Genomic DNA, 20,986 nt, shown 5'->3' with positions numbered 1-20,986 from the left:
TCCATACAAGCGGCCGGGCGCTGTCCGAATGAGCGGCGACCGTCAGGCCTATTTTAGGGATTGCATGGCCAAGGACGGTGCTGTCCCGGAACCTGCGCCCGCCAAGGAGCAATGATGGCTGCGGAAGACCGCTCGGGGCCGCCGGTGAGGCTTATTTGTCGCCGTCGTCCATCTTGCCGTTGTTGGCGACGCATTTGTTGAAATAGGAGGTTTGATCGCGTCCGGACCCCTTGGCGCTCCCGGCGGCGGGGTTAGCGACTTCGCGGGGTGGAAAGCGCTTGGTGGTCAGCGCTTTGCAAGTCTTGGCCAACTCGGCCGTGATCGCCCACGCCCGATCGGGAGTTGCCCCGCCCGCAAGGCAAATCACCCCGATTGCGACCGCGCCAACCTTCCATCTGGAAACCATTGCCTTCCTTCTCCCAGGTCCTCTGCTGACCATATCCGCCTCCCGAGATCGCTCTTCGAAGAAGGCCGTCAATCGCCATACCATAGCCCGTTGCCGGCCCAAGGAACAACTCACCCATGGCGGCTAAGATGGCGCGTCGCGAGTGCTGGATGCAGCTTTCCATGCGTCACCGGCCGCAGCTTACGCGGACGCCGAGATCATCGAGCTCAAATGGCCAAGTGCCAGCCGGCATCCGCGTTCATGACGCCGAGCTGCTGGAGCACACCCTGGCCGCCGTTGATCTCCACGGCCGTCAGCGCATGAGTAACGCTGTTCTCAAACAGGATCGCCGACTTCTGGCCACCGTCGATGCTCTGCAAGCCGACATAGTGATCGTCGGCGCCAACCGTTCCGAGCACCGCCGAGCCCATGATCTTCGTTCCGTTCATCTCCCAGGCGGCAACGCCGTGAGTCGTATCGTTCAAGAACAGCAAGTCTGATTTTCCGTCGCCATTGAAGTCGCCTACGTCTGCGAAGCGCCAGCCGCCCGCGGCGTTCATCACCGCAATCTGCGAGCCGGACGTGATCTGGTTGCCGTTCATCTGCCAGGTCGCGACGCCGTGCGTCTGCTCGTTCAGAAACAGAAGATCGGTTTTTCCGTCACCATTGAAGTCGCCGGTTCCGACGAAGTCCCACCCGCCCGCAACATTGATCGTTGCGATCGTCGTCTTCGATGCCACCTGGGTGCCGTTCATCTGCCAGATCATCGCGTCGTGCGTATTGTCGTTGATCATGAACAGGTCGGTTTTTCCGTCGCCATTGAAGTCGCCGGTCGACGCGATATGGAAGCCCTGCGCCATCACGCCGATCTGGGGGCCCGCGGCGATCTTCGCACCATCCATCTGCCAGACGGCGATGCCGTTGGTCGCGCTGTTAACGAACAGCAGGTCACTCTTTCCGTCGGCATTGAAATCCACGATATCGGCGAAATGCCAGCCGCTCGCGGTGTTGATCGACCCGACGGTGACAGCCGAAGCCGCCTGCGCTCCATTGCTCAGCAATTCCGAGACTTCGTGGGTGACGCTGTTGATGAACAGCAGATCCGTAAGGCCGTCTCCATTGAAGTCGGCCTTGGCAGCGAAGTTGGAGCCCGATGCTCCCGCCACCACCTGCGGACTGCCTTGCGACGGGCCGCCCACTTGCCATATCGCAGCCGTATGGGAGCTGTTGTTGAAGAACACGAGATCGGTGGTGCCGATCTGCACGCTTGCGGACTGGGCGATGACCTGCGGGGCGGCCTGGCCAATCACGCCGTCCCCGTTCAAATCCTGGTGGAAGACCGACTCCAGCGCTTGCAGAGCCGAGCTCGCGCCCGACACGGTCCCGGTCAGATTGGCGGTGAATGCACCGTTCGCATCGACGCTCCACACCATATATTGGTCGGAGCCGGCGGCCTTCCAAGCGACATCATAGCCACTTGCGGTCTTCTCCGCCGCGATCGCCGTGAAGGCACCGAACTGCCCTGTCTGGACGGCCGCGCCTGAATATTTCAGGAGAAGAGCTGCGCCACCATCCGACAGATAGTAGTTCGTGCCGCCCGTGGCGAGCGTCGTCGTCCCGGTCGACTCCATGACCGTGCCGACAATCTGATTCAGCGCATTCGACACACCGCTCGAATTGCCCGCCGTATCAGTCGCAACCGCAGTCAACGTATGGATGCCCGCAACGAGCGCGCCGGAGCCGATCGTCCACGAGCCGTTTGCGGCGGCAACGCCCGTGCCGAGCAGATTGGCGCCGTCATAGAGCCAGACCTTGGCGCCCGCCTCTGCGGTGCCCGAGACGCTTGTCGAACTGGCCGATACGGACGCGCTCGAGCTGATGACGGGCGCGCCCGGCCCGATGGTATCGACAGTGACGCTGAGCGCGGCAGACGTTCCGACGTTCCCAGCTGCATCCGTTTGCTTGGTCGTGAAAGAATGCACTCCATTCGCCAGCGTCGCAGTTGCGAATGTCCAGGCTCCCGTGCCATCGACTGACGCAGTTCCAATCTGGTTCGCGCCGTCGAACACCTGGACCTGACGGCCAACCTCGCCGGTTCCCCGCAGCGTGATCTGATTGGCGTTGGTGATCCCGTCACCCACCACATTGCTGTCGGGCGAGAACGACGTCACCGTGGGTCGTGGCGCCACGGTGTCCACCGTGATGTTGAAGCCCGGCGACATCGCGCTGACGTTGCCCGCCGCGTCGGTTGACCGCGCGGAAAATGAATGCGTGGCGTCCGACAGGGTTGAAGTCGTGTAAGACCAGGAGCCGTTGGCACCGGCCACCACCGTTCCAATCAGGGTCGCGCCGTCGAAGAGCTTGACGGTGCTGCCCTGCTCGGCCGAACCGTTCAGCGTAACCTGATTGGCATTGGTGACGCCGTCGCCGGCGACGTAGCTATCCGGCGAAAAGCTCGTGATCGCAGGCGCGACGGGCGCCGTCGTATCCACGATGACGTTGAACGACGAGGACATCGCACTGGCGTTACCGCTGCCATCGACCGCTTTTGCGGTAAAGCCATGGCTGCCGTCCGCGAGCGTGCCAGTTGCAAAGCTCCAGGCTCCGGAGCTGCCCGCAACAGCGGTGCCGATCTGGCTGCTGCCGTCGAGAATCTGCACCACGGTTCCCGCCGCAGCCGTTCCGCTCAACGTGACGTGATTGACTTTTGTCAGCCCGTTCGCGAGGCCGGCGTTGTCGGACAACGACGCCGTGATCGTCGGCGCGAGGGGCGCGGCGGCTGCTGCGGCGGCGGCGTCTGCCTTCCCGACACTCAGGTCGAGACTGTGAATCGTCAGCGCTCCCGCGCCCGATCCGACCTCGGCTCCGAACTCCAGCGAGGCCAGGTATTCACTGCTGGAGACCAGGTTGAGGCTTACGAGCTTTGCGAGGATCGAGGCGATATCGATGTCGCCGCTCGTCGAATCCGTATCGAGAACAACCGCCGTGTATGGCCGGGCACCGGCCTGATAGTAGATCTTGGCCGAAATGACCCCATCGCTGTAAGTGCCAACCTGGCTTCCGAAGGGAATGAGCCCGCCCTTGTGCAGCCAGATCATCACTTCGTTGGTGATCGTGCTCGCGTTTCCGTTCGGGCGGCTCGTCAGCCAGAGATCGAAGGCGACATCGAAGCCGGCGAGATTGCCGTGGTATTCGACATCGTATTTGACCTCGAGGCTCGAGAGGCTGGAAAGCTGGATTGCGAACGGATTGGCAGGCGAGCTCGACGTGCTGGCATATGGATTGAGGCCGTACGAAATCTCCTGATAGGCCCTGATGGTGGGATTGGGATCGATGACGATGGGAAACGACCAGCTGAAGGTCGTCTGCTTGGTCAGGTCGCCAGCCGAATAGGCGGTCGAGACGGAATAGTCCGTGCCATAGGCCAGGCTGCCCGGATTCCAGACGTTGTTGACGATCGTCCAGCCATTCATGGTCAGCGCCTTGGCTGGACCGACCATCTGGGAGAGCGCCGTCAGAGACGCCGGAGAGCTGGGCAGCATGCCAAAGTCATACGCGCTCAGGCTCGACAGGCTCACGTTCCGCAACACGAGGCTCTCGCCATTGGCGAATGCGAACTTCACGTCCGCACCATTTTGCGTGGCCAATGCCGCGAGCTGATCGAAGCTGGTGATCCCGTAGCCCTGCAGCTTTATGACGTCGTTGCTCGGCGCGAAATTGACGATGGCATCGGAGCCATTTCCCGCCTTGACGATGAACAAATCGGCCCCGGCCCCGCCGACCAGGATGTCGTTGCCTGCACCGCCGTCCAGCGTCGCGCCGACCGAGCCGGCGATGATGATGTTGTTGAGGGCGTTGCCGGTTCCGGAATTGGCGCCGGGCGAATTGAGAATGAGATTTTCGACGTTGGCAGCGAGCGTCGCCGCGCCCCAATAGTTCACGACGACCGTATCGACACCCTGTCCGGCCTGCTCGACGACGGTCTCACGATTGTCCCAGAGGTAGTAGGTGTCGTCGCCGAGGCCGCCGATGAGAACATCTCCGCCGGCGCCGCTGAACGCGTCGTTGCCGGACGTCCCGACTTGGGTCTCACCCCCCGACGTATTGATCGCCCATCGGGTCGTGCTCCCCGATGTCGACAAAGTTATCCCATTGGCAGTGCTGTAGGTCGTCATGCGCCCGTCCCCCTAAGCGCATGAAAACATTCATTCCCAAATATCCGGGGGCGGGATTGCAGCTAATCGTTCGGACCCGATTGAGACTCTGGTAAGATTTTCAGAAAATGAACAAGGGTTCCGGAAGGGTCGAAGGCCCTTCAACTGCCATATTCCGCTGAGAAGCAAACCTCGCGTGAAAACCAGCGCAGTCCATCTCTGAGGCGGCCAATGAAAAGCGCAGCGATTATCGTCTTGTTAGCCCTGTTCAGCTCCGGACCGAGCACAGCGGAACAATTGTTCTCGACGCCGCTGCGGGATGCAGCGGTCAATCACGATCTTGCGAAGGTCAGGAAGACGCAGGCAAACATCTCGAGCCGCGCAGAAGCAGATTCCACGTCTGCGTCCGTGAGCCAGGACGGCAGCAGCGCGCAAGCTCAGCCGCGCACGGCCGTGCGATAGCGAGAGACGGCGCTTACCGGTAGTCTACGGAGACCGAGTTCACCAGGAACGAGCCCGTTCCCTGCGCCGGCTCAACACCAAGCGAATGGCCGTTGTAGTACTCCTCGCCGGTCAGAATTCCCTTGGACTTCAGGAAGAGATGCATCGCCTGAAGATCGATCGAGCCCTTGGCATGGTCGGCGTGATCGACCGGCATGAACAGGATGTCAGGCACCTTCGGTCGCCTGTCGATCGCCGCCTTCCATTGCACACCGGCATGGGTGAACGTTCCAATCGGCGTCGCCGTGTTGAAATACTTCACCGAATATTCGGGCGTGCGGAGGAACACCTCGATCTCAAACAGGCGCGATGACCAGCCGCGGGGAGCCTTGGTGAGAAAGTAATCATAGATGACGTCGAATCCGTTGTGTGTCCCGGAAAAGGTCAGATCGTGCGACACGGACAATTGCTGGATTTCATCGATCCGGGAGGGCCGGATTTGCCGTTGCGGCACGGTGTTGAAATAGTCGCCATACGCGGCAGCCTGAAGGAATCCGACGATGAATTTCGGATCCCGGATCGGCCAATTCCAGGTGATCGTCGTCCCAACCGGAAAATTCTCGGGATCTACGGTAAAGCTCTGATCAAAGTCCTTTCCGGCGACATATTCCCGCTTGTTGAAGGGATCCATGAATGCCGAAAACGGCCCCTTGGTGAACAATTGGTGATCACCGAAGCGGCGCAACTCAGCCGCTCCGACCGACGTCACAGACACAAGCAAAGCGGAAGCGAGGACGAAGGCTCGCGAGACTAGACGCATATCAGCTCCTTCTCGATCCGGCACGTAGCGTCGCGATCATTGCCCGATCTCAAAATGTCGGCCAAGCGCGGCAGGTTTGCGACCAAATACGGACAACATTCACACGCTCAGCCGGCACCAGTGATCGATCTCGAACCGAGGAAGCGAAGGCTACTTGTCGCAGCTGCTCTTCCACTGGCAATGCCCATAGATGTCGCAGTCCTTGACCGGCGCGCATTGCGACCGCCCTCCTTCGCCGATGCGCATCGGCTTCTGCCGGAGCGTGGTCGAACACGAACGGGCCGGGCAAATCGGAGCAATGTCATACTGACCACTGCAGATGGCGCGGAAGGCACCATCGACGCATTGGCAAAAGCATCCGGCCCATGCCGTCGATGGCATCGCCCCCATGGCGAAAAATCCGATCAGCAAGGCGGCTTTCACCAGACGTCCAATATGAAAATCCATCCAGAGCCTCAGTGGCCGCGTTGCGATGCCCGCCGAATCTTGCACGAAAACGGTCAGGGGAAGCAAGCCGGCCGTCCTGCTTCCAAAGGTCTCACGACATTACGTTCTCGTAACGAAGATGCAGACATTGCCGCGACAGCGGCTAGTTGAAATACTCGCGGTACTCGAACCTGAAATCCTTCGCATCCGGCGCGATGCCAAAGATCTCGCGCCGCTTGGTAAAGGCTGCGACAGCGACATCATTGCACTTTTCCGTGCCGAGATAGCACGCGCGCAGCTTGACCGGGACGCTGCATGAATTGTTGACGATCAGGACGTGGTCATAGAGCTTCGGATTTACGACCTGCGGCTTGGCTTCTCCGAGCACGTAGATGCAGGGACGGCCGGTGGAATCCATGTGGCGCTGGGGCGTCCGGGACGAACCGAATCTCATGGAGGCTGCACTGGGATCGACCGTAAGGCCCGGTGTCGAGCCGACGACCGAGCCTCCGCTCAGTCCCGGCCTGTCCGCCTGGGCATGCGCCCGTTCGCCAGCCGCAATCATGACGATGAAGCCCAACGCCATCGCACAAGCGAGTGATCCCATCTTCGACATTACGAAACTCCGACTTGGCTCAATTCCAGTATCTCTGCTGGCGCGGCTCGAAATTGGGAATGTCGACACGAATTCCCTGATCCTCGAGGAGCTTCGCGAATTGCTCGCGATTGTATCGCCCGACGTCGCCTAGTCCCGCGAGCAACTGCTCCCGCACCGGCCAACCCGGACCCGCAAGATTGGCTGCGGCCAGGTCGACAAAGCCGGCAGCTACCAGCTCCGAAAATTCGGACAGAACCTTCTTCTGCAGCTCGCTGCCGAGTGATGGAAACGCGGCAAGCGCAAATCGGTTTCGACGCAGGGCGATCCAGCCTTCGTTCGGCCCGGTCTCGTAGGACATCTCCAGGTAGCGAAGAGCTTTCTCCGATATTCCCGAGCTGGACACTTCGACCCAATACCTGACAAACCAGAAGAACGGATCGTATGGAGAACAGCCCAGCGACTTGCGGATCGCGCTACGCAGATCGCCGGAGAGCTTGTTCAACGCAAGTCTATCCGTCTCGCCGCCCTTGACCTCGTACAACTGCACTTTCACGAATACCGCGCTGCGGATCGCGGGAGTGTTGCAGTCCGCAGCAGCGATCGCGCGGTCGGCATCAGGCTCGACACCTTCCAATATGCCCGGGCTGAAAGTCTCACCGAGCGAAATCCGATACCCGACCGCTTCCAAATCCCTGAAGGGCATCACGCGCTGATACGTGCCCACGCTCCAGACGATCGTGAGCACACCGGCAGCGGCGAGGAGCAGTTTTAGAAAAACGTCGGCTATCGACACGACATCGCCACGCCTTAATCCACGTAGCCGTATCTCGAATAATAGGAATTCCCGTAATACTCGGAGTGCCGCAGGTCGTAGCGGCTGACGGCCTTCATGTTGGCCTTGTTGAGCACACAACCGATCGTGCGTTCCGTGACATTCGGAGCGTCATTCAGCGCCATCTGCACGACGTCGATCTTGGTCTTACCCCACTCGACGATCAGGAGATAGGAATCAACGAGGCGACTGGTTGCACGCACGTCGACGATCGGGGCCATCGGCGGAAGATCCACGATGATCCTGTCATACGATGCGCGCAAGCCCGCGAACAACTTCTCGGTGGATTGCCAAAGCATGATCTCATGGCTGTGGGGCAACCACTGATCGATCACGACCGGAAGGAAGTCGAGTCCGGTCTCGGGATCCGTCCAGAGCGCATCCTGCAATGCAGCTTCCCCGGAGATGACGTCAACCAGTCCGGCCTTCGCACCCGGCGTAAGCTGCTTGGTCAACGACGGATTGCGCAAGTCACCGTCGATCAGCAGGGTGCGCGTCCCGCCATGCGCGATGACGCGGGCGAGCGAAGCTGCCGTGCTCGATTTTCCCTCGTTCGGAAGAGCCGAGGTGATGCCGAGGACGTTGTTGGTCCTGCTCGAACTATGCAGGTCCGCGGCAAGCTTGATCGCCCGCAATCCCTCGGCAAACCGCGAGAATGGCGCTTCCATCACGTAGCGCATGGGGCTTGGACGGAATACCAGTGGACGATCGATCCCCGCCAGCCGCTCGTCTTCGCGCTGGGAGCGCCCTGCCGGCCTTTGTGGCGGCGAGCGGACCGGAGTGCCATCCGCGGGTTGCTTGCCCAGGGCGCGGGCCACCATGCCACGCACCCCGCGCGGAGACTTGGCGCCATCGAACGACAATTTGGGCAGCACGGCGATACAGTCGAGCCCGAGCTCGCGCTGCACCCTCGACGCGGTCCTGAACGCACGGTCCGACATATCCCTGAACACCGCGAGGCCGAATGCGAGCGCGATTCCGCCGACCAGAGCCCCTGGCATCACGACCAGCATATTTGGAAACGACGGCTTCAGCGGCGGCGTAGCCTGCGTGATCAAGCGAGCTTCGGTGATCGGGAACGACTGCTGCTGCACGGAGACCATGTAGAGCTGCAGGAAGTTATCGGCGAGCGCACGATAGCTCTGCGCATTGCTTTCGAGCTCCCGCAGCGCGATCTGGGCCTGGCTCGTATCGTTCGAGGCCTTGACCGTCTGATCGAGCGTCTTCTGCGTGCTATCTTCCTTGGAGGAGGCGATCTCGAGGTCGCTCTTGTAGGTTTCGGCAATTCGCTTGAGTTCGTCCCCGATCGACCGGCGGATTTCCCGCATCTGATCGCGAAGATTCTTGACCGCGAGATGCTGGGGCCCGTAGCGGTTCGACCAATCGGCTTCACGGTTCGAGAGATCGAGATATTGCTGGCGAAGCCGCGTGATCACGTCGTTATGGAGCGAGTCGGCGACGGCTCCTACCTCAGTGATGATCGTGCCGTCACCAGTGTCCTTCTGGAGAATGCCATTGATACGATCGAAGCGCGCCTGAGCTTCGGCCTTCTGAGCACGCACGATGGTCAGCGCGCTGTTGATTTCAGCCAGCTGCTGCTCGGTGAGAAGGCGGCCGCCGGTGTCGACGATGTTGTTCTGCGCCTTGTACTGCACCACGGCACGCTCGGCCGCGGAGGCCTGGCTGCGAAGCTCCTTCAACCGGTCCTGCAACCAGATGGCGGCACGGCGAGACGCCTGGTACTTCGATTCAAGCTGATCGTTGATATAGGCTTCGGCCACCGCATTGGCGATTTTCGCCGCGCGGTCGGGGTTTTCGGACTGATAGTCGATCTGGATGACGTACGACAGTCCCAGCCGCTTGACAGAGAGACGCTTCTGGAACTTCTCCAGCGCCTTGCGCGTCAACTCGAAATCGGACCGCGGACCATCGGACAGCAGAGACCTGATGGCACCGAGGATCGCGCCCGGAATCCCGCCGCCGGGACCGACGAACTCGTCGAGTTCGGTCAGGCGAAGCTGCTTGATGACGTTGAGCGCAATCGTCTCGGACTGAAGGATTTCGACCTGGCTGTCGACCGTTCCGGTATCCAGCGGGGATTCCGTCCCGAGAGGCGCCTGCTGCTGAATCGTCTGCACCTTCTTCGTATCGATGATGAGCAGGCCGGTCGCGGTGAAGCGCGCCGGCGTCGTCAGCATGATGACGCCACCCAGAAGAACGCAGACGAGCACCACCGTCACGAGGAGAGTCACATGTCGCGAAATCAGACCCTTCAAGGACTGAAGGGTCTGTTCTGCCGATGAGTACTCTTGGGTAACGGACGAAATGGCGGTGGTAGGCTTGGTAATATTGAGCATCAATCCAACTCGTCCATCTTTTGTTTGGTGGCGAGCGCCGGCCCTACGGGCTCGTCGTCTGCGCCGCCGTCGTCGTTGTCGAAGTGGCGCCCGAAATTCCCGTCACTCCGCCACTGAAATAATTGAGTCCGTTACCGCGCACGCTCTCTGCCGAGAACGTAAACGCTGCGCCGGTACCGTTGCCCGTAGTCGCCGATGGGTTGGTTCCGCCCCCAACGCCCCCCGGCGAAATTCCAGCGCCGGAAGCGTTTGTCGCCGATGTTCTGTTCTTGTCGTCGCCAGTGATCGCCGCGTAGGCGGTCTTGGCCGGAGCAGACTGGCTGTTGTTCACTCGATCCTGAATCTCTGCGGCGAAATTAGGGTCCGTACGCAAACAAAGCACGGAAGCTGCCTGACCGAGACCAGATCCGATCGCACTCTGCTGATCCCCCGATGCGCCTTGAAGCAGGGCGAGAACCGGAGACAGCGCCGAGGAATCCGATGCGACCAGATCCCTGACGGTCTGCGCAAGATCGGCTGACGCCAGGATCGAACTCGGATTGGCAACGAAGTTGTTGACGGTAGCAGCTGGCAACTTCTGATCGCCGGACAAGCACGCAGCAGAGGCAGCCTGGACAGAAACCAGCGAAATGGTTGCAACGACGACAACGACGCGTCCAAGCATCGAACCCAGATATTCTTTAAACACGGCTTTCTCCCACCAACCGAGGCAGTTAACAGGCCCCCCTATAGCATGCTCCCGCAATTTAAAGCCAAACATCCACGATTGGATGACAGTAAGTTTAACGGCTGCGTTCATCTACATTGTCGGGATCCGGGTTAACCGCGCGACGTTTCGCGTGGCTAGATGTGGCCGGCGGAGCTAGGGCCTGAGCAAGTCCTATGCCAACTATCGCGGCCACTGTTAACGCGTATCCGGGGATCTGAAGCGAAAAATCAACCAGCGAGTGCAGTCCGGCCAAGAGCCAAACCGCCAGTGCCGCTGAAATGGGCAAAGGGTCTCGAGTCGGGCGGCGCATGATCGCCCAAATCAACAAAAAGAGAATCGCCAAGTACCACGCCAATACACCGCCCGCGACGAAAAGGCCGGTATCCGACGCAATCTCGAGCAAAACGTCGTGAGCCCGATTCCAGGTGCCGGAGATCGATATATCTGTCGGGCGGTAGGCTTGGAACACCGCGACGAAGCTCCCCAGACCCGTACCGAGCTCGGGGAAATCACGCGCTATCTGCATGGTTGTGCGATAGACCGGCCAACGCCCCTCGTCGCTGAGACCCTGAATGCTGAAGCGATGCCCGACATTACCCCCGACAATGAGCATCAGGCCGGTCGCCACCAATGAGCCGATTGCGCCGACCGAAACCATGGCTTTCCAGTGGGCGAATTCGCGCCGGAAATATGCCAGGAACGCAACCAGCAACACGATCAGCGTGAGAACGGAGCCGGCTCGCGATCCCGTCATGAATACGGCACATAGCGTGGTGACGAGAACAGCGAGAGCGAACAGGCTGCGATTCGTTGGATGCGCGACCAGCCGCTGGAACGCACCGCGCAGCGACAAGGAGCGCCGCTCTCGCATGTCGCGCAGTTCCTCACACCAGAAGAGAAGCCACAGGACCGATACCTGCCCGAAGAAGACCGCCGCCGTGTTGCGATTGGTGAATGTTCCCGTGAGATTGGCAAGATGATCCGTCTTGTTCTTCCAGAACAGGATCTTGCCCGGGTCGATCGCGAACGTGGCAATCCCGAGCAACGCGTAGGCGGCTCCAGCGAAAGCGACGACGCGAAGCAGCCTGAGACCGTCGCGCCGATCCGACCCGATCACGAAAGACACGAGCAGCATGAGGACGAAGGCGAGCTCCGCCCCTATCGCGATCAGCGGGACATCCCTCACGACCGAGACGATGGGAGGAAAATCTTCTCCCAGCACGGCACCTGCACGGGCCCAGATCGGATGAACCAGGCCGCCGGAAAACCATGGGCGCACCGATATCTGCTCATGGATCACGATCAGATAAGCGCCAAGGCACACAAAGGCCGCCAGCAGAAGGGCTATCGCCTTCCCGGAAAGCCGCGTCGGCACGCTGCAGATCGCGGCCAGACCCAGCAACAGTCCCCATGCGGCGACAAAGCTCGCGCCTGTCGAGCCGAGCGGGAACGGCGACAAACATATGACGGCGGCGACACAGGCCAATGCGGCCTGGGTGGCGACCAGGCGCACGACACCGCGACGCTTCCTGTCGGGATTTCCTACCGCTTGGCTGCGCTCGATTCGCTTCGGCGCCATGGCAGTGTCCAGACCCTAGAGCTTGGTCTCTCTTCTTCGATAAAGGCGCGAAGCTGTGATACGAACTCCTCAGGCGCTTTCCGTGAAACGCCCTGGGATGCAACCATATCGCTGAGATGGTTCAACCGGTCGAGGAGTTCGGCTTCGTCCCTCACCACGTAGAGACCTGGTGTGTTCGAGAAACGCGCAGCAGTTGCCGCCTGATGTTCGTTCCTGTGCTCGCCACGCGTGTGGTCACGCGGCATGATGATAATCGGCTTTCTGAATTCGAGTGCCGTCAGAATCGACCCCATGCCGGCATGGGCGACGAGCAACTCGGCCTCCGACTGGAGCTTGCGAAACTTGTCCGGGCTCATCATGTCGAAACACTTGAGCGCCTGAGGCGTGTAGCCCGACGGTCCCGTCTGCGCCATGACATCGGTTCTTCCGTTCTCGACCGCCCACATATCCACGGTACTGATGAGGCGGTCGAAAGGAAATTGGGTGCCGACAGAAACCAGAATCACAGTACCGCCCCGAAGGAAGAAAGGTTGGGGTATTTTTCCACGAGATGAGGCCATTGCGTAAGCCACAGATCTGCATAGCGTCTGGCGAGCTTTCCCGATAGCGACATACGTTCCGAATTCGCAAGGCTGTCGATCCAGACGGTTCGCGCCCCTAGCACTTTGCCCACCTGAATTGCAACCAGTCCGGGCGCTGCTCCCGTCGTCACGATCACATCCGGACGATATTTCGCGATGATCCAGATCATCTGGGCGAACAGCAACGCAAAAAGTGCGGGATGGCTTCGCGAGGCGTCGGTCACGACAGCCACCGGGCTGGCACCGGACGGCGCTTCGGCTCCTTCCATCGTGGTCACATACAAGGTCTTGTGTCCCTCGAAAGCGGGACTAAGGCGCGACAGCTGGACCCAATGCCCTCCACCAGACGCGACCAGCATCAGTCGTTTTACGGTCATATCCGCTTTCCCCAACGGCTTGCCCGGCCGACCGCTTCCCCGGTCACGCGAGCGATAAAGACAGGTATCCCTAGCAAGTAGCGGCGCCACAGACGAAGGGGCTCGTAGAGTAACCTAAACAACCATTCCAGGTTCAGTGCCCGCAGCGCCGCAGGCGCGCGAGGAACCTCGCCCGAGACGAAGTCGAATAGCCCACCGACGGCGAATGCGCGAGGACACGCGTAGGGAATGTGCTTTGCAATCCAGAGTTCCTGCCTCGGATTTCCAAGCCCTACCAGCACAAGATCAGGGTTTGATGATTTGATCCGTTCGACGATCTCTTCTTCCTCTCCTTGTTCATAGTAGCCATCCTGACATCCCACCACTGTATGCTGAGGCCACATAGCCGAAATGACCTCCGATGCCCGCTGAACGGAGGACGGCTTAGATCCCATGAGAAATATCCGCAACCGGTGCGTCGTCCTCGAGAGGACGATCGGAATGAGATCCGTTCCATTCATGTTCGCCGGAAAAACTGCTCCTTTGAGGATCACGCTAGCAAGATTCAATCCAACTCCGTCATTGAGGACGGTGAACTCCCGCAGGATGTCGCGAACGAACGGATCGGAGCGCGTGAAGTTGAACAGGTTGGCGTTCAGGAACGCGACCTTCATCGGCTGCTGGGCCGTTACCGACGCATCAAACAGCGCCACGAACTCCCCAACATTCGAGGAAAGCACGCTGACACCGCCGATGTCGACCAACTGTCCTACACGGTGGGGCATCAAATGGTTTCGCAAATATTCATAAACAAAAACGGGCTCATCCGGTCTCAATCTTGCTCGATGCAGCTTTCGAGCATCCGGACGCAGGTGCTCCAGTCATAGTCGTTCAAGACCTTGTTTCTGACCGCGTCAGCCTCGCGCCTCACGACTTCCAAATCGCCCCGGCAAAGAATGTCAACCACTGCCTGCACAGCGGTCTGCTGGGGGACGACCCGCCCACAATAATCTTCAGTCATCTTCCTCGCGCCCGGCAAATCGATGCAAATCGGATAGGCGCCTGCCGCCAGCGCCTCGAGAACGATCAAGGGGAATGAATCCAACACCGAGAGGTGAACCAGAAAATCTGCGGTCGCGAGCCTCTTCATGAGCGCTTCTTCGTCCATTGCGGGAAAAAGCGTAACATTCTCCTCGAGGCCATATTCGACGATCCGCTTATTCAGCGCGGTCCGCGTATCGTCATCGCAACCTCCGATGACGTCCGCGGTGAAAGCCACGTTACGCTGCTTCAGCCCGGCGCAGGCCTCAAGGAACAGAAAGCTGCCCTTTTCATGCGAAAGCCGACCCGCGTGGATCAGCCTGAGACCTTGGCGGCCCGCTCTGCTCTCGACCACGAGCCGCCGTGTGCCGATCGAACGTGGCAGAAAAGTGTGAATGCGACAGCGCGGCACACCGACCGGCAATGCCAGTTCCTGAAGCTGAGTTTCCGACAAATACGCAAATTTGCTCGACAAGCCGAGCAATGCGCGACTTAACGCGCGAAGCATCGCGATCCGCGTGGATTTCCAATTGGCTCCGAGATGCGGCGTCACGATGACCTTCAAACCCATCGCCCGTGCCACGAGCAGAAAGACCAGATCCGCGAGGTTCACATATTGGAGCCACACCACGTTCCAGCCTTCATTATGCCGCCGCCAGAACGTGAGGAGCGACTGCCAGGCCCGGGCCGCAGTTGCGGGTCTCAGATAGGCCGTATTCGTCGGCAGCCAGTCGACCTCGAGCCGTGCCTCCAAATTCACAGCATCATAAGCGCGGCTGCAGAACGCCTCCACACCACCTGGGCGCGCAGGACTGCCTCCGAGAATAAGAACCTTCATCAACAAAGAACTCTCAACAATGCTCGTTCACCAACGGTTCGCACGTATATGACACCTTTGCCAGCCGGTTTAATCCAAAACGGGATAATCGGGACCGAAGTTAGTGGGACTATCCTGCAGGCTCCCGCCGAAGATGCCATTCCCATGCCATGGTGCAAAAGCCGGGCGGAAACGGGGCCGAGAGTCTCTTTTTCTTTCCGGCGGACCATGGTACGGATCAAACCACTCAAATTCTTCGAGAATATGTGCGGCGCGGACTCGTAACGGCTTTTGCAGGTGATCTGACGAGGCTCCGACACCCAGCCTACGGTTAGCCAAATGAACGCGCAGTCGATCGTTTTTCTCCTCTCTCACTCGTCCGCGGGAGGCGTTCAGGAAATCTGGGCCAATCTGGCCGAAGGTTTTCGCGTCCGAGGTTTCGACGTACGGTTGATGGCGCTCTACCCGTACCGCGCGCAGGTCCGCGAGACTTCTCCTCAACTGCCTTGGCAATACGTCATCTCTCGCCGGCCGACGGCGATCGTCGCGCAGATCAAGATGCTGATGTCACTGGTGAGCCTGCTGCGCAAGAACGCGCCGGACATGATTTTCACGGCGATGCCGGCGGCCAATGTTCTCGCTCCGATCGCTGCAAGGCTCGCAGGCGCATCGACGCGAATAATCATCTCGCATCATTCTCCCGTGAGCACGCACAGCCGGATCCTCAACACGATCGACGGTTGGGTTGGATCGTGGCCGAACGTGCAGACGGTCGTGACCGTCTCGGATGCCGTCGGTGAATCGCTGAACGGCAAGCCGAACGCCTATGTCGCCAAGCGACGAACCATTCACAACGCGCTCCCGCCGGAGATCGAAGCGCTGCTCGCGACGCTTTCCGTCGAGCGCGAGCGCAAGGCGACGCGCGGTCGGCGCGTCGTGGCAACCGGACGGCTTTTCCCGCAGAAGAACTATCCCGTTCTCGTGCGCGCCGCTGCGCACATGCCGGACGTCAAGGTCGTCATCGTCGGCACCGGTCCCGAGGAGGCCATGCTGAAGGCGCTCGCCGCGGAGCTCGGTGTGACGGATCGCATCGATTTTGTCGGGCACCGCTCCCGCAAGGAAGCGCTGGAGCTGCTGTCCGAAGGCGACGTCTTCGTGCAGCCGAGCTGGTTTGAAGGACATAGCCTCGGATTGATCGAAGCTGCGAAGCTGCAATTGCCGCTGGTCGTATCCAACGTTCCCGTTCAGATCGAAGGCATCACCGCCAAGGACGGAACGGCCTGCGGCATCGCCGTCGATCCGAGCGACGACAAGGCACTTGCCCGGGAGATCCTGCGGCTACTCGACGACCCGGCTCATTATTTGACGTGGACGAATCGCGCGCGCCATCTCGCAAACGCGATCACTTATGAAGGCATGATTTTAGCGTACGAGGAGTTAGTACATGACGATAGCAATCATGGGAGTGAGACCGGCTGACGCCGCCGCGTCCAAGCCCAGAACGACAATTCTTTCGGTTCAAGTCATGCGCGGCCTGGCCGCGGTAGCAGTCGCGATATTTCACGCACACGTCATTCTAGCAAGGCCCGAATACGGCGGCTTCACGATCCTGCCGAGCATCGCCACGAAGGGCTGGCTCGGCGTCAACTTTTTTTTCGTCCTCAGCGGCTTCATCATCATGTTTGCCCACGCGAACGACGTGGGCCGACCGGACCGCATCGCCAATTACGTCTGGAAGAGATTTTCGCGCGTCTATCCGGTCTACTGGATCTTCCTGACGTTCTTCCTGGCGGCCGCGTATCGCGGGATAGGGCATCCCAATTTCTCATGGGATAATGCCAACATTCTGACAGCCTACGCACTCTTCAAGCTTTGCGATCAATTCAGCCTTCCCCTCCAGGTCGCTTGGACGCTGTTCTACGAGGTCACGTTCTATGCGGTGTTCATCGTGCTTTTGGTGAACCGCACGGTCGGCATCGCCGTATTGTCGGCCTGGATGCTATGCGTCGCTTTCAGCAGCCTGGTTCTCGGAAACGTCGAGTGGGGGCTTCTGAACATCTGGAATGCCTATTTTGTGGTCGGCATGCTCGTTTACCTGCTTTACCGCAAGATGGACGGGCGCTGGGCGATACCGCTCCTGATCAGCGGCACGCTGTTGCTGCTCGTGATGCTTCGCGGCTATATCAAGGAGATGGAGTACGCACAGACACATCCGTGGATGATGATCTCGATTGCATTGCCGTTCGCGATGATCCTTCTCGGGTGCGTCCTGGCGGAGCAGCGCTACGGCTGGAAGCCGCCGCGCGTGCTGCTGAATCTCGGAGACTCCACCTATGCCATCTATTTGGTACATTCTCCCGCTATCACCATGATCGCTTTGCTGAACTACAAGTTCGCAGCAGGAGTAGTGCCGCCGATGGCTTTATTTGCTATCACATGCGTGGGTTCCATCGCCGCGGGCGTTCTGGCCCATATGTTCGTGGAGCGTCCGGTTCTCGGGTTCCTGAAGAGCCTCGAGACACGCGGGATCGGCACGAAGGTTGCAGCCCTGGGCAGATGGCTGGGCGCAACGGCAGTCCAGTCAGCGCGAGGGCCTGCGCAGAACGGCTACACTCCGGTGCATGGGCAGCATGCCGGGCTTGGAACCTCCGGCATGTCCGGGACCGACGTGATTAGGCCGGCGTAATTAGGAGTGGAATGTTGAGGCCAGAAGAGTCCGCCGGAGGTGGCCAACCGTCTCGTCCGACAAAGAAGGCGCTCCAGTCCGTGCAGGTCATGCGCGGACTGGCGGCCGTTGCCGTCGCGATCTACCACACGCATTTGATCCTCGGACAACCCGAGTATGGCGGCATCGGCGTGTTCGGTGCCGTGGCCTCGAAGGGATGGCTTGGCGTCAACTTCTTCTTCGTCCTGAGCGGCTTCATCATCATGTTCGCTCACGTCAAAGACGTGGGCAAACCCGCCAGACTTGGAAACTATCTATGGAAGAGATTTGTGCGGGTCTATCCGGTTTACTGGATATTCCTCACGCTCTTCCTGGCCGCCGCCTATCGCGGCATCGGCCACCCCAACTTTTCGTGGAATACGGAAAACCTGCTCTCGGCCTACGCTCTCGTCAAACTCGCCGAACCCCTGAGCCTGCCGCTACAGGTGGCGTGGACGCTGTTTTATGAAATGGCGTTCTACGCCGTTTTCTGCACGCTGATCCTGAACAGGCTGCTGGGCACCGTGGTGCTCGTCGGCTGGGCCGTTTCGATCCTGGTCAACAGCCTCGTCTTCGGTCACGAGCCGGGATTGCTCCAGATGTGGAACGACATGTGGTGCGCCTATTTTCTCATCGGCGTCTGCACGTATTTTGCCTTCACCGTCACCGCCGAACGGTGGGGCGTTCCGCTGCTGGGCCTGGGCCTGGTGCTTCTGGTCCTGACGGCCTCCACGCTTGCCGGTGGCCGGATCGGGGTCACCCAGAAAGATCCGCTCGTTCTTCTCACGCTTGCAGTGCCCTTCGCCCTGATCCTGCTGGGCGGCGCTTTGGGCGAGCGACAGCACAATTGGAGCTTTTCGCCGATCTTGCTCAAGATCGGTGACGCCACCTATTCCATTTATCTGGTGCACTCCCCCGTCATCACGGTTGTCGCCCTGCTCAATGCGCGCCTCGCGCTGCATTGGATACCGTCTATTCTCCTCTTCCTGTCGACCGCAATCATCTCGGTTATCGCCGGCGTGCTCGCCCACATTTTCGTCGAGAAGCCGGTGCTTCGTGCTCTGCGGGACCTTCGCGCTGGCCGTCGCGCCGTGAGCCAGGCCGCAGAGTAGGATCATGAGCGCAAAATCGAGATATTTTCCCGGCATCGACGGGCTCCGGGCCGTCGCAGTACTGTCGGTACTTCTCTATCACCTGCACGAAACCTATCTGCCGGGCGGATATTTCGGCGTCGACATCTTCTTCGTCATCTCGGGCTTCGTTGTCACCGGGTCGGTCGCCGGGGCGCGGTTTGACAGCCTGTTCCAGTTCCAGGGACATTTCTACGCGCGGCGCATCGTGCGCATCATGCCGGCGCTGGTGTTCTGCCTCGTGGTCACAGCTGTTGTTGGAACGCTGTTCATCCCCTCGTCATGGCTGAGCAACATGCTGGCGAAGACGGGCCTCGCAGCCTTCTTCGGCGGCAGCAATATCGTGCTGGCGATCAATAACGACGAGTATTTCTCGCCGAGGGCCGCCTTCAACCCGTTCGTCCATACTTGGTCTCTCGGCGTCGAGGAGCAATTCTATCTCCTGTTTCCGATCCTGATCTATTTTTTCCATCACGAGCGGCCGGGCGCCAAGACGACGCGCGCCGTCGCCGTCATATCGGCTCTTTCGGTCATCTCGTTCGTCTTGTGCGGACTGTTGACCTGGTATCGCTGGGAATACGCGTTCTACCTCATCCCGGCGCGCTTCTGGGAGCTGGGCGCCGGCGTCGTGCTGTATCTGTCGATGAACGCATGGGCGCCGCACATCAGCGCCCTGAGCCCGCAGAAATACAATCTCGGATTTATCACCGGGTTGCTGCTGGTCGCAATTTCCTTTGCAATTCCGGCTTCGATCTTCTCCCCGTTCCCCGCAGCGCTCGTTCCGGTGGCGGGCACGGCCTGCCTGATTGCTTTCATCGTGGCGCAACCCGGACGTGCGCTGGCGGGGCAGTTTGCGAAACCAGCTCCCGTCTTCGTCGGAAAGATCTCCTATTCGCTCTACCTCTGGCACTGGCCGACTTTCGTGGTATTTCGCTGGACGGTCGGCCTGGACCAGATCCAGACCTGCCTCGCCGCAGTTGCAATCGCAGTGCTCCTGGCGATCACCTCCTATTGGATCGTCGAACAGCCTGCACGACGCTTCCAGTGGCAGAAGCGCCTGTCCGTTGCCAAGTTCATCCCCGCCTCGCTTGCCGTCGTTCTGGTGATCACGGGGGCCACGGCCGCCGTTTTCAAATATAAATCGACGCTGACGCTCAGCGTCACCGGCAACACCGACGTCTGGTATCCGCTGGCCCGCAAGAGCGTGGCGTCTGCGAAAGACTGCAGGATCGTGCGATCCGACGTGGTGGAGGGAGGCGTTCCGCTGACGATCTGGAAACCGACCGAGTGTCAAGGAGCGCTCTCGGCCGGCATCGTCTATGTCGTTGGCGACTCCCATGCCAGCGCCTACACCACGATGGTCCGTCAATTCGCGCTCGATACCGGCACCACGGTCAAGGTCTACTCTCACGAGGGCTGCGCGTTCATTCCGCTGGACCGGCCGATCGCCGAACACGACAGCGCATGCAGGAAGTCTCATCAGGCAATTGCGCAATATCTGAAGGATGCGATCAAGCCGCACGACCTCGTCTTCCTTCCGAGCCTGCGCCTGCCGCGCTTCGGCAATCAATGGGGCGATATCGACGGTGAGAGCAAGGCATCCACGCCGGCAGCCCAGAATCAGGCGGCAGTCGTGGCAGAAGCGATGCAGCTCCTTGCTCCGATCACCCAACTCGGCGCGCGCGTTGAATTCGAGGCGCCTAAGCCAATATTCCGGAGTCCTCCATTCCGTTGTTCCGACTGGTTCAATCGGGACAATGCCGTTTGCACGCCCGGCTTCAGCATGAGCCGCGAGGATCTCGAGAAGTTGCGGACACCGGTTCTGGCTGCGATGACCGAGCTCGCCGCCAAGAATTCGAAGATATCGGTCTGGGATCCCTTCCCGCTCCTGTGCCCTGATCAGACCTGCAGATCTTTCCGCGACGGAAAACCGTTATTCTTCGATGCAGATCATCTCAGCGGTTTCGGCAACGACCTGTTGTATGGAAACTTCTCCAAGAACACGCTTGCCTTGATGGGCTCGACTCGGAGCGCCAACGCGGAACCCTCGAAATAG

Annotated in this window: 16 protein-coding genes; 4 read left to right on the top strand and 12 right to left on the bottom strand. The window is 60.0% G+C overall.

What is annotated here, in order from left to right; translation table 11 throughout:
- Positions 1–612: 612 nt before the first annotated feature.
- The 12 genes from AB7532_RS07600 to AB7532_RS07545 form a co-directional block, all read right to left on the bottom strand.
- Complete coding sequence (locus AB7532_RS07600; protein WP_441234184.1) at positions 613–4,560, bottom strand: Ig-like domain-containing protein; 3,948 nt, start codon at positions 4,558–4,560, stop codon at positions 613–615.
- A gap of 454 nt (positions 4,561–5,014) precedes the next feature.
- Complete coding sequence (locus AB7532_RS07595; RefSeq protein ID WP_441234183.1) at positions 5,015–5,725, bottom strand: hypothetical protein; 711 nt, start codon at positions 5,723–5,725, stop codon at positions 5,015–5,017.
- A gap of 225 nt (positions 5,726–5,950) precedes the next feature.
- On the bottom strand, positions 5,951–6,313 hold the full coding sequence (locus AB7532_RS07590) for a hypothetical protein (RefSeq protein ID WP_441234182.1): 363 nt from the start codon (positions 6,311–6,313) through the stop codon (positions 5,951–5,953).
- A gap of 76 nt (positions 6,314–6,389) precedes the next feature.
- Positions 6,390–6,842 carry a hypothetical protein gene (locus AB7532_RS07585; protein ID WP_441234181.1) on the bottom strand — a complete coding sequence of 151 codons (453 nt, stop codon included), beginning with the start codon at positions 6,840–6,842 and terminating at the stop codon, positions 6,390–6,392.
- Positions 6,843–6,861: 19 nt separating this feature from the next.
- A complete protein-coding gene (locus AB7532_RS07580) occupies positions 6,862–7,617 on the bottom strand; it encodes a hypothetical protein (protein ID WP_441234180.1) in 756 nt (251 codons plus the stop codon).
- A gap of 14 nt (positions 7,618–7,631) precedes the next feature.
- Positions 7,632–9,908: an exopolysaccharide biosynthesis protein gene (locus AB7532_RS07575; protein WP_441234179.1), complete on the bottom strand. Its 2,277-nt coding sequence runs from the start codon at positions 9,906–9,908 to the stop codon at positions 7,632–7,634.
- 148 nt (positions 9,909–10,056) lie between these two features.
- Entirely contained in the window at positions 10,057–10,812 is a 756-nt protein-coding gene (locus AB7532_RS07570) for a hypothetical protein (RefSeq protein ID WP_441234178.1), read from the bottom strand.
- Complete coding sequence (locus tag AB7532_RS07565; RefSeq protein WP_441234177.1) at positions 10,796–12,301, bottom strand: O-antigen ligase family protein; 1,506 nt, start codon at positions 12,299–12,301, stop codon at positions 10,796–10,798. The genes AB7532_RS07570 and AB7532_RS07565 overlap by 17 nt, the downstream gene beginning before the upstream one ends.
- Entirely contained in the window at positions 12,265–12,807 is a 543-nt protein-coding gene (locus AB7532_RS07560; protein WP_441234176.1) for a glycosyltransferase, read from the bottom strand. Before AB7532_RS07560 ends, AB7532_RS07565 begins: the two co-directional genes overlap by 37 nt.
- On the bottom strand, positions 12,804–13,259 hold the full coding sequence (locus tag AB7532_RS07555; RefSeq protein ID WP_441234175.1) for a UDP-N-acetylglucosamine--LPS N-acetylglucosamine transferase: 456 nt from the start codon (positions 13,257–13,259) through the stop codon (positions 12,804–12,806). The genes AB7532_RS07560 and AB7532_RS07555 overlap by 4 nt, the downstream gene beginning before the upstream one ends.
- Positions 13,256–14,002, bottom strand: coding sequence for a WecB/TagA/CpsF family glycosyltransferase (locus AB7532_RS07550; protein WP_441234174.1), 747 nt, complete (start codon positions 14,000–14,002; stop codon positions 13,256–13,258). Before AB7532_RS07550 ends, AB7532_RS07555 begins: the two co-directional genes overlap by 4 nt.
- A gap of 68 nt (positions 14,003–14,070) precedes the next feature.
- Positions 14,071–15,117 carry a glycosyltransferase family 4 protein gene (locus AB7532_RS07545; protein ID WP_441234173.1) on the bottom strand — a complete coding sequence of 349 codons (1,047 nt, stop codon included), beginning with the start codon at positions 15,115–15,117 and terminating at the stop codon, positions 14,071–14,073.
- Between the two features lie 318 nt (positions 15,118–15,435).
- Between AB7532_RS07545 and AB7532_RS07540 the strand changes: the two genes are divergently transcribed.
- The 4 genes from AB7532_RS07540 to AB7532_RS07525 all read left to right on the top strand — a co-directional run bounded on the left by AB7532_RS07540 (position 15,436) and on the right by AB7532_RS07525 (position 20,986).
- Positions 15,436–16,575 (top strand): glycosyltransferase family 4 protein, encoded by a 1,140-nt coding sequence (locus AB7532_RS07540; RefSeq protein ID WP_441234172.1) that lies wholly within the window; start codon positions 15,436–15,438, stop codon positions 16,573–16,575.
- Complete coding sequence (locus AB7532_RS07535; protein ID WP_441234171.1) at positions 16,541–17,782, top strand: acyltransferase family protein; 1,242 nt, start codon at positions 16,541–16,543, stop codon at positions 17,780–17,782. Before AB7532_RS07540 ends, AB7532_RS07535 begins: the two co-directional genes overlap by 35 nt.
- Before the next feature lie 89 nt (positions 17,783–17,871).
- A complete protein-coding gene (locus tag AB7532_RS07530) occupies positions 17,872–18,912 on the top strand; it encodes an acyltransferase family protein (RefSeq protein WP_441239210.1) in 1,041 nt (346 codons plus the stop codon).
- A gap of 4 nt (positions 18,913–18,916) precedes the next feature.
- A complete protein-coding gene (locus AB7532_RS07525) occupies positions 18,917–20,986 on the top strand; it encodes an acyltransferase family protein (RefSeq protein WP_441234170.1) in 2,070 nt (689 codons plus the stop codon).

Source organism: Bradyrhizobium sp. 930_D9_N1_4 (assembly GCF_052076015.1).
GTDB lineage: Bacteria > Pseudomonadota > Alphaproteobacteria > Rhizobiales > Xanthobacteraceae > Bradyrhizobium.
This window is presented reverse-complemented; position numbering and strand designations above follow the sequence as displayed.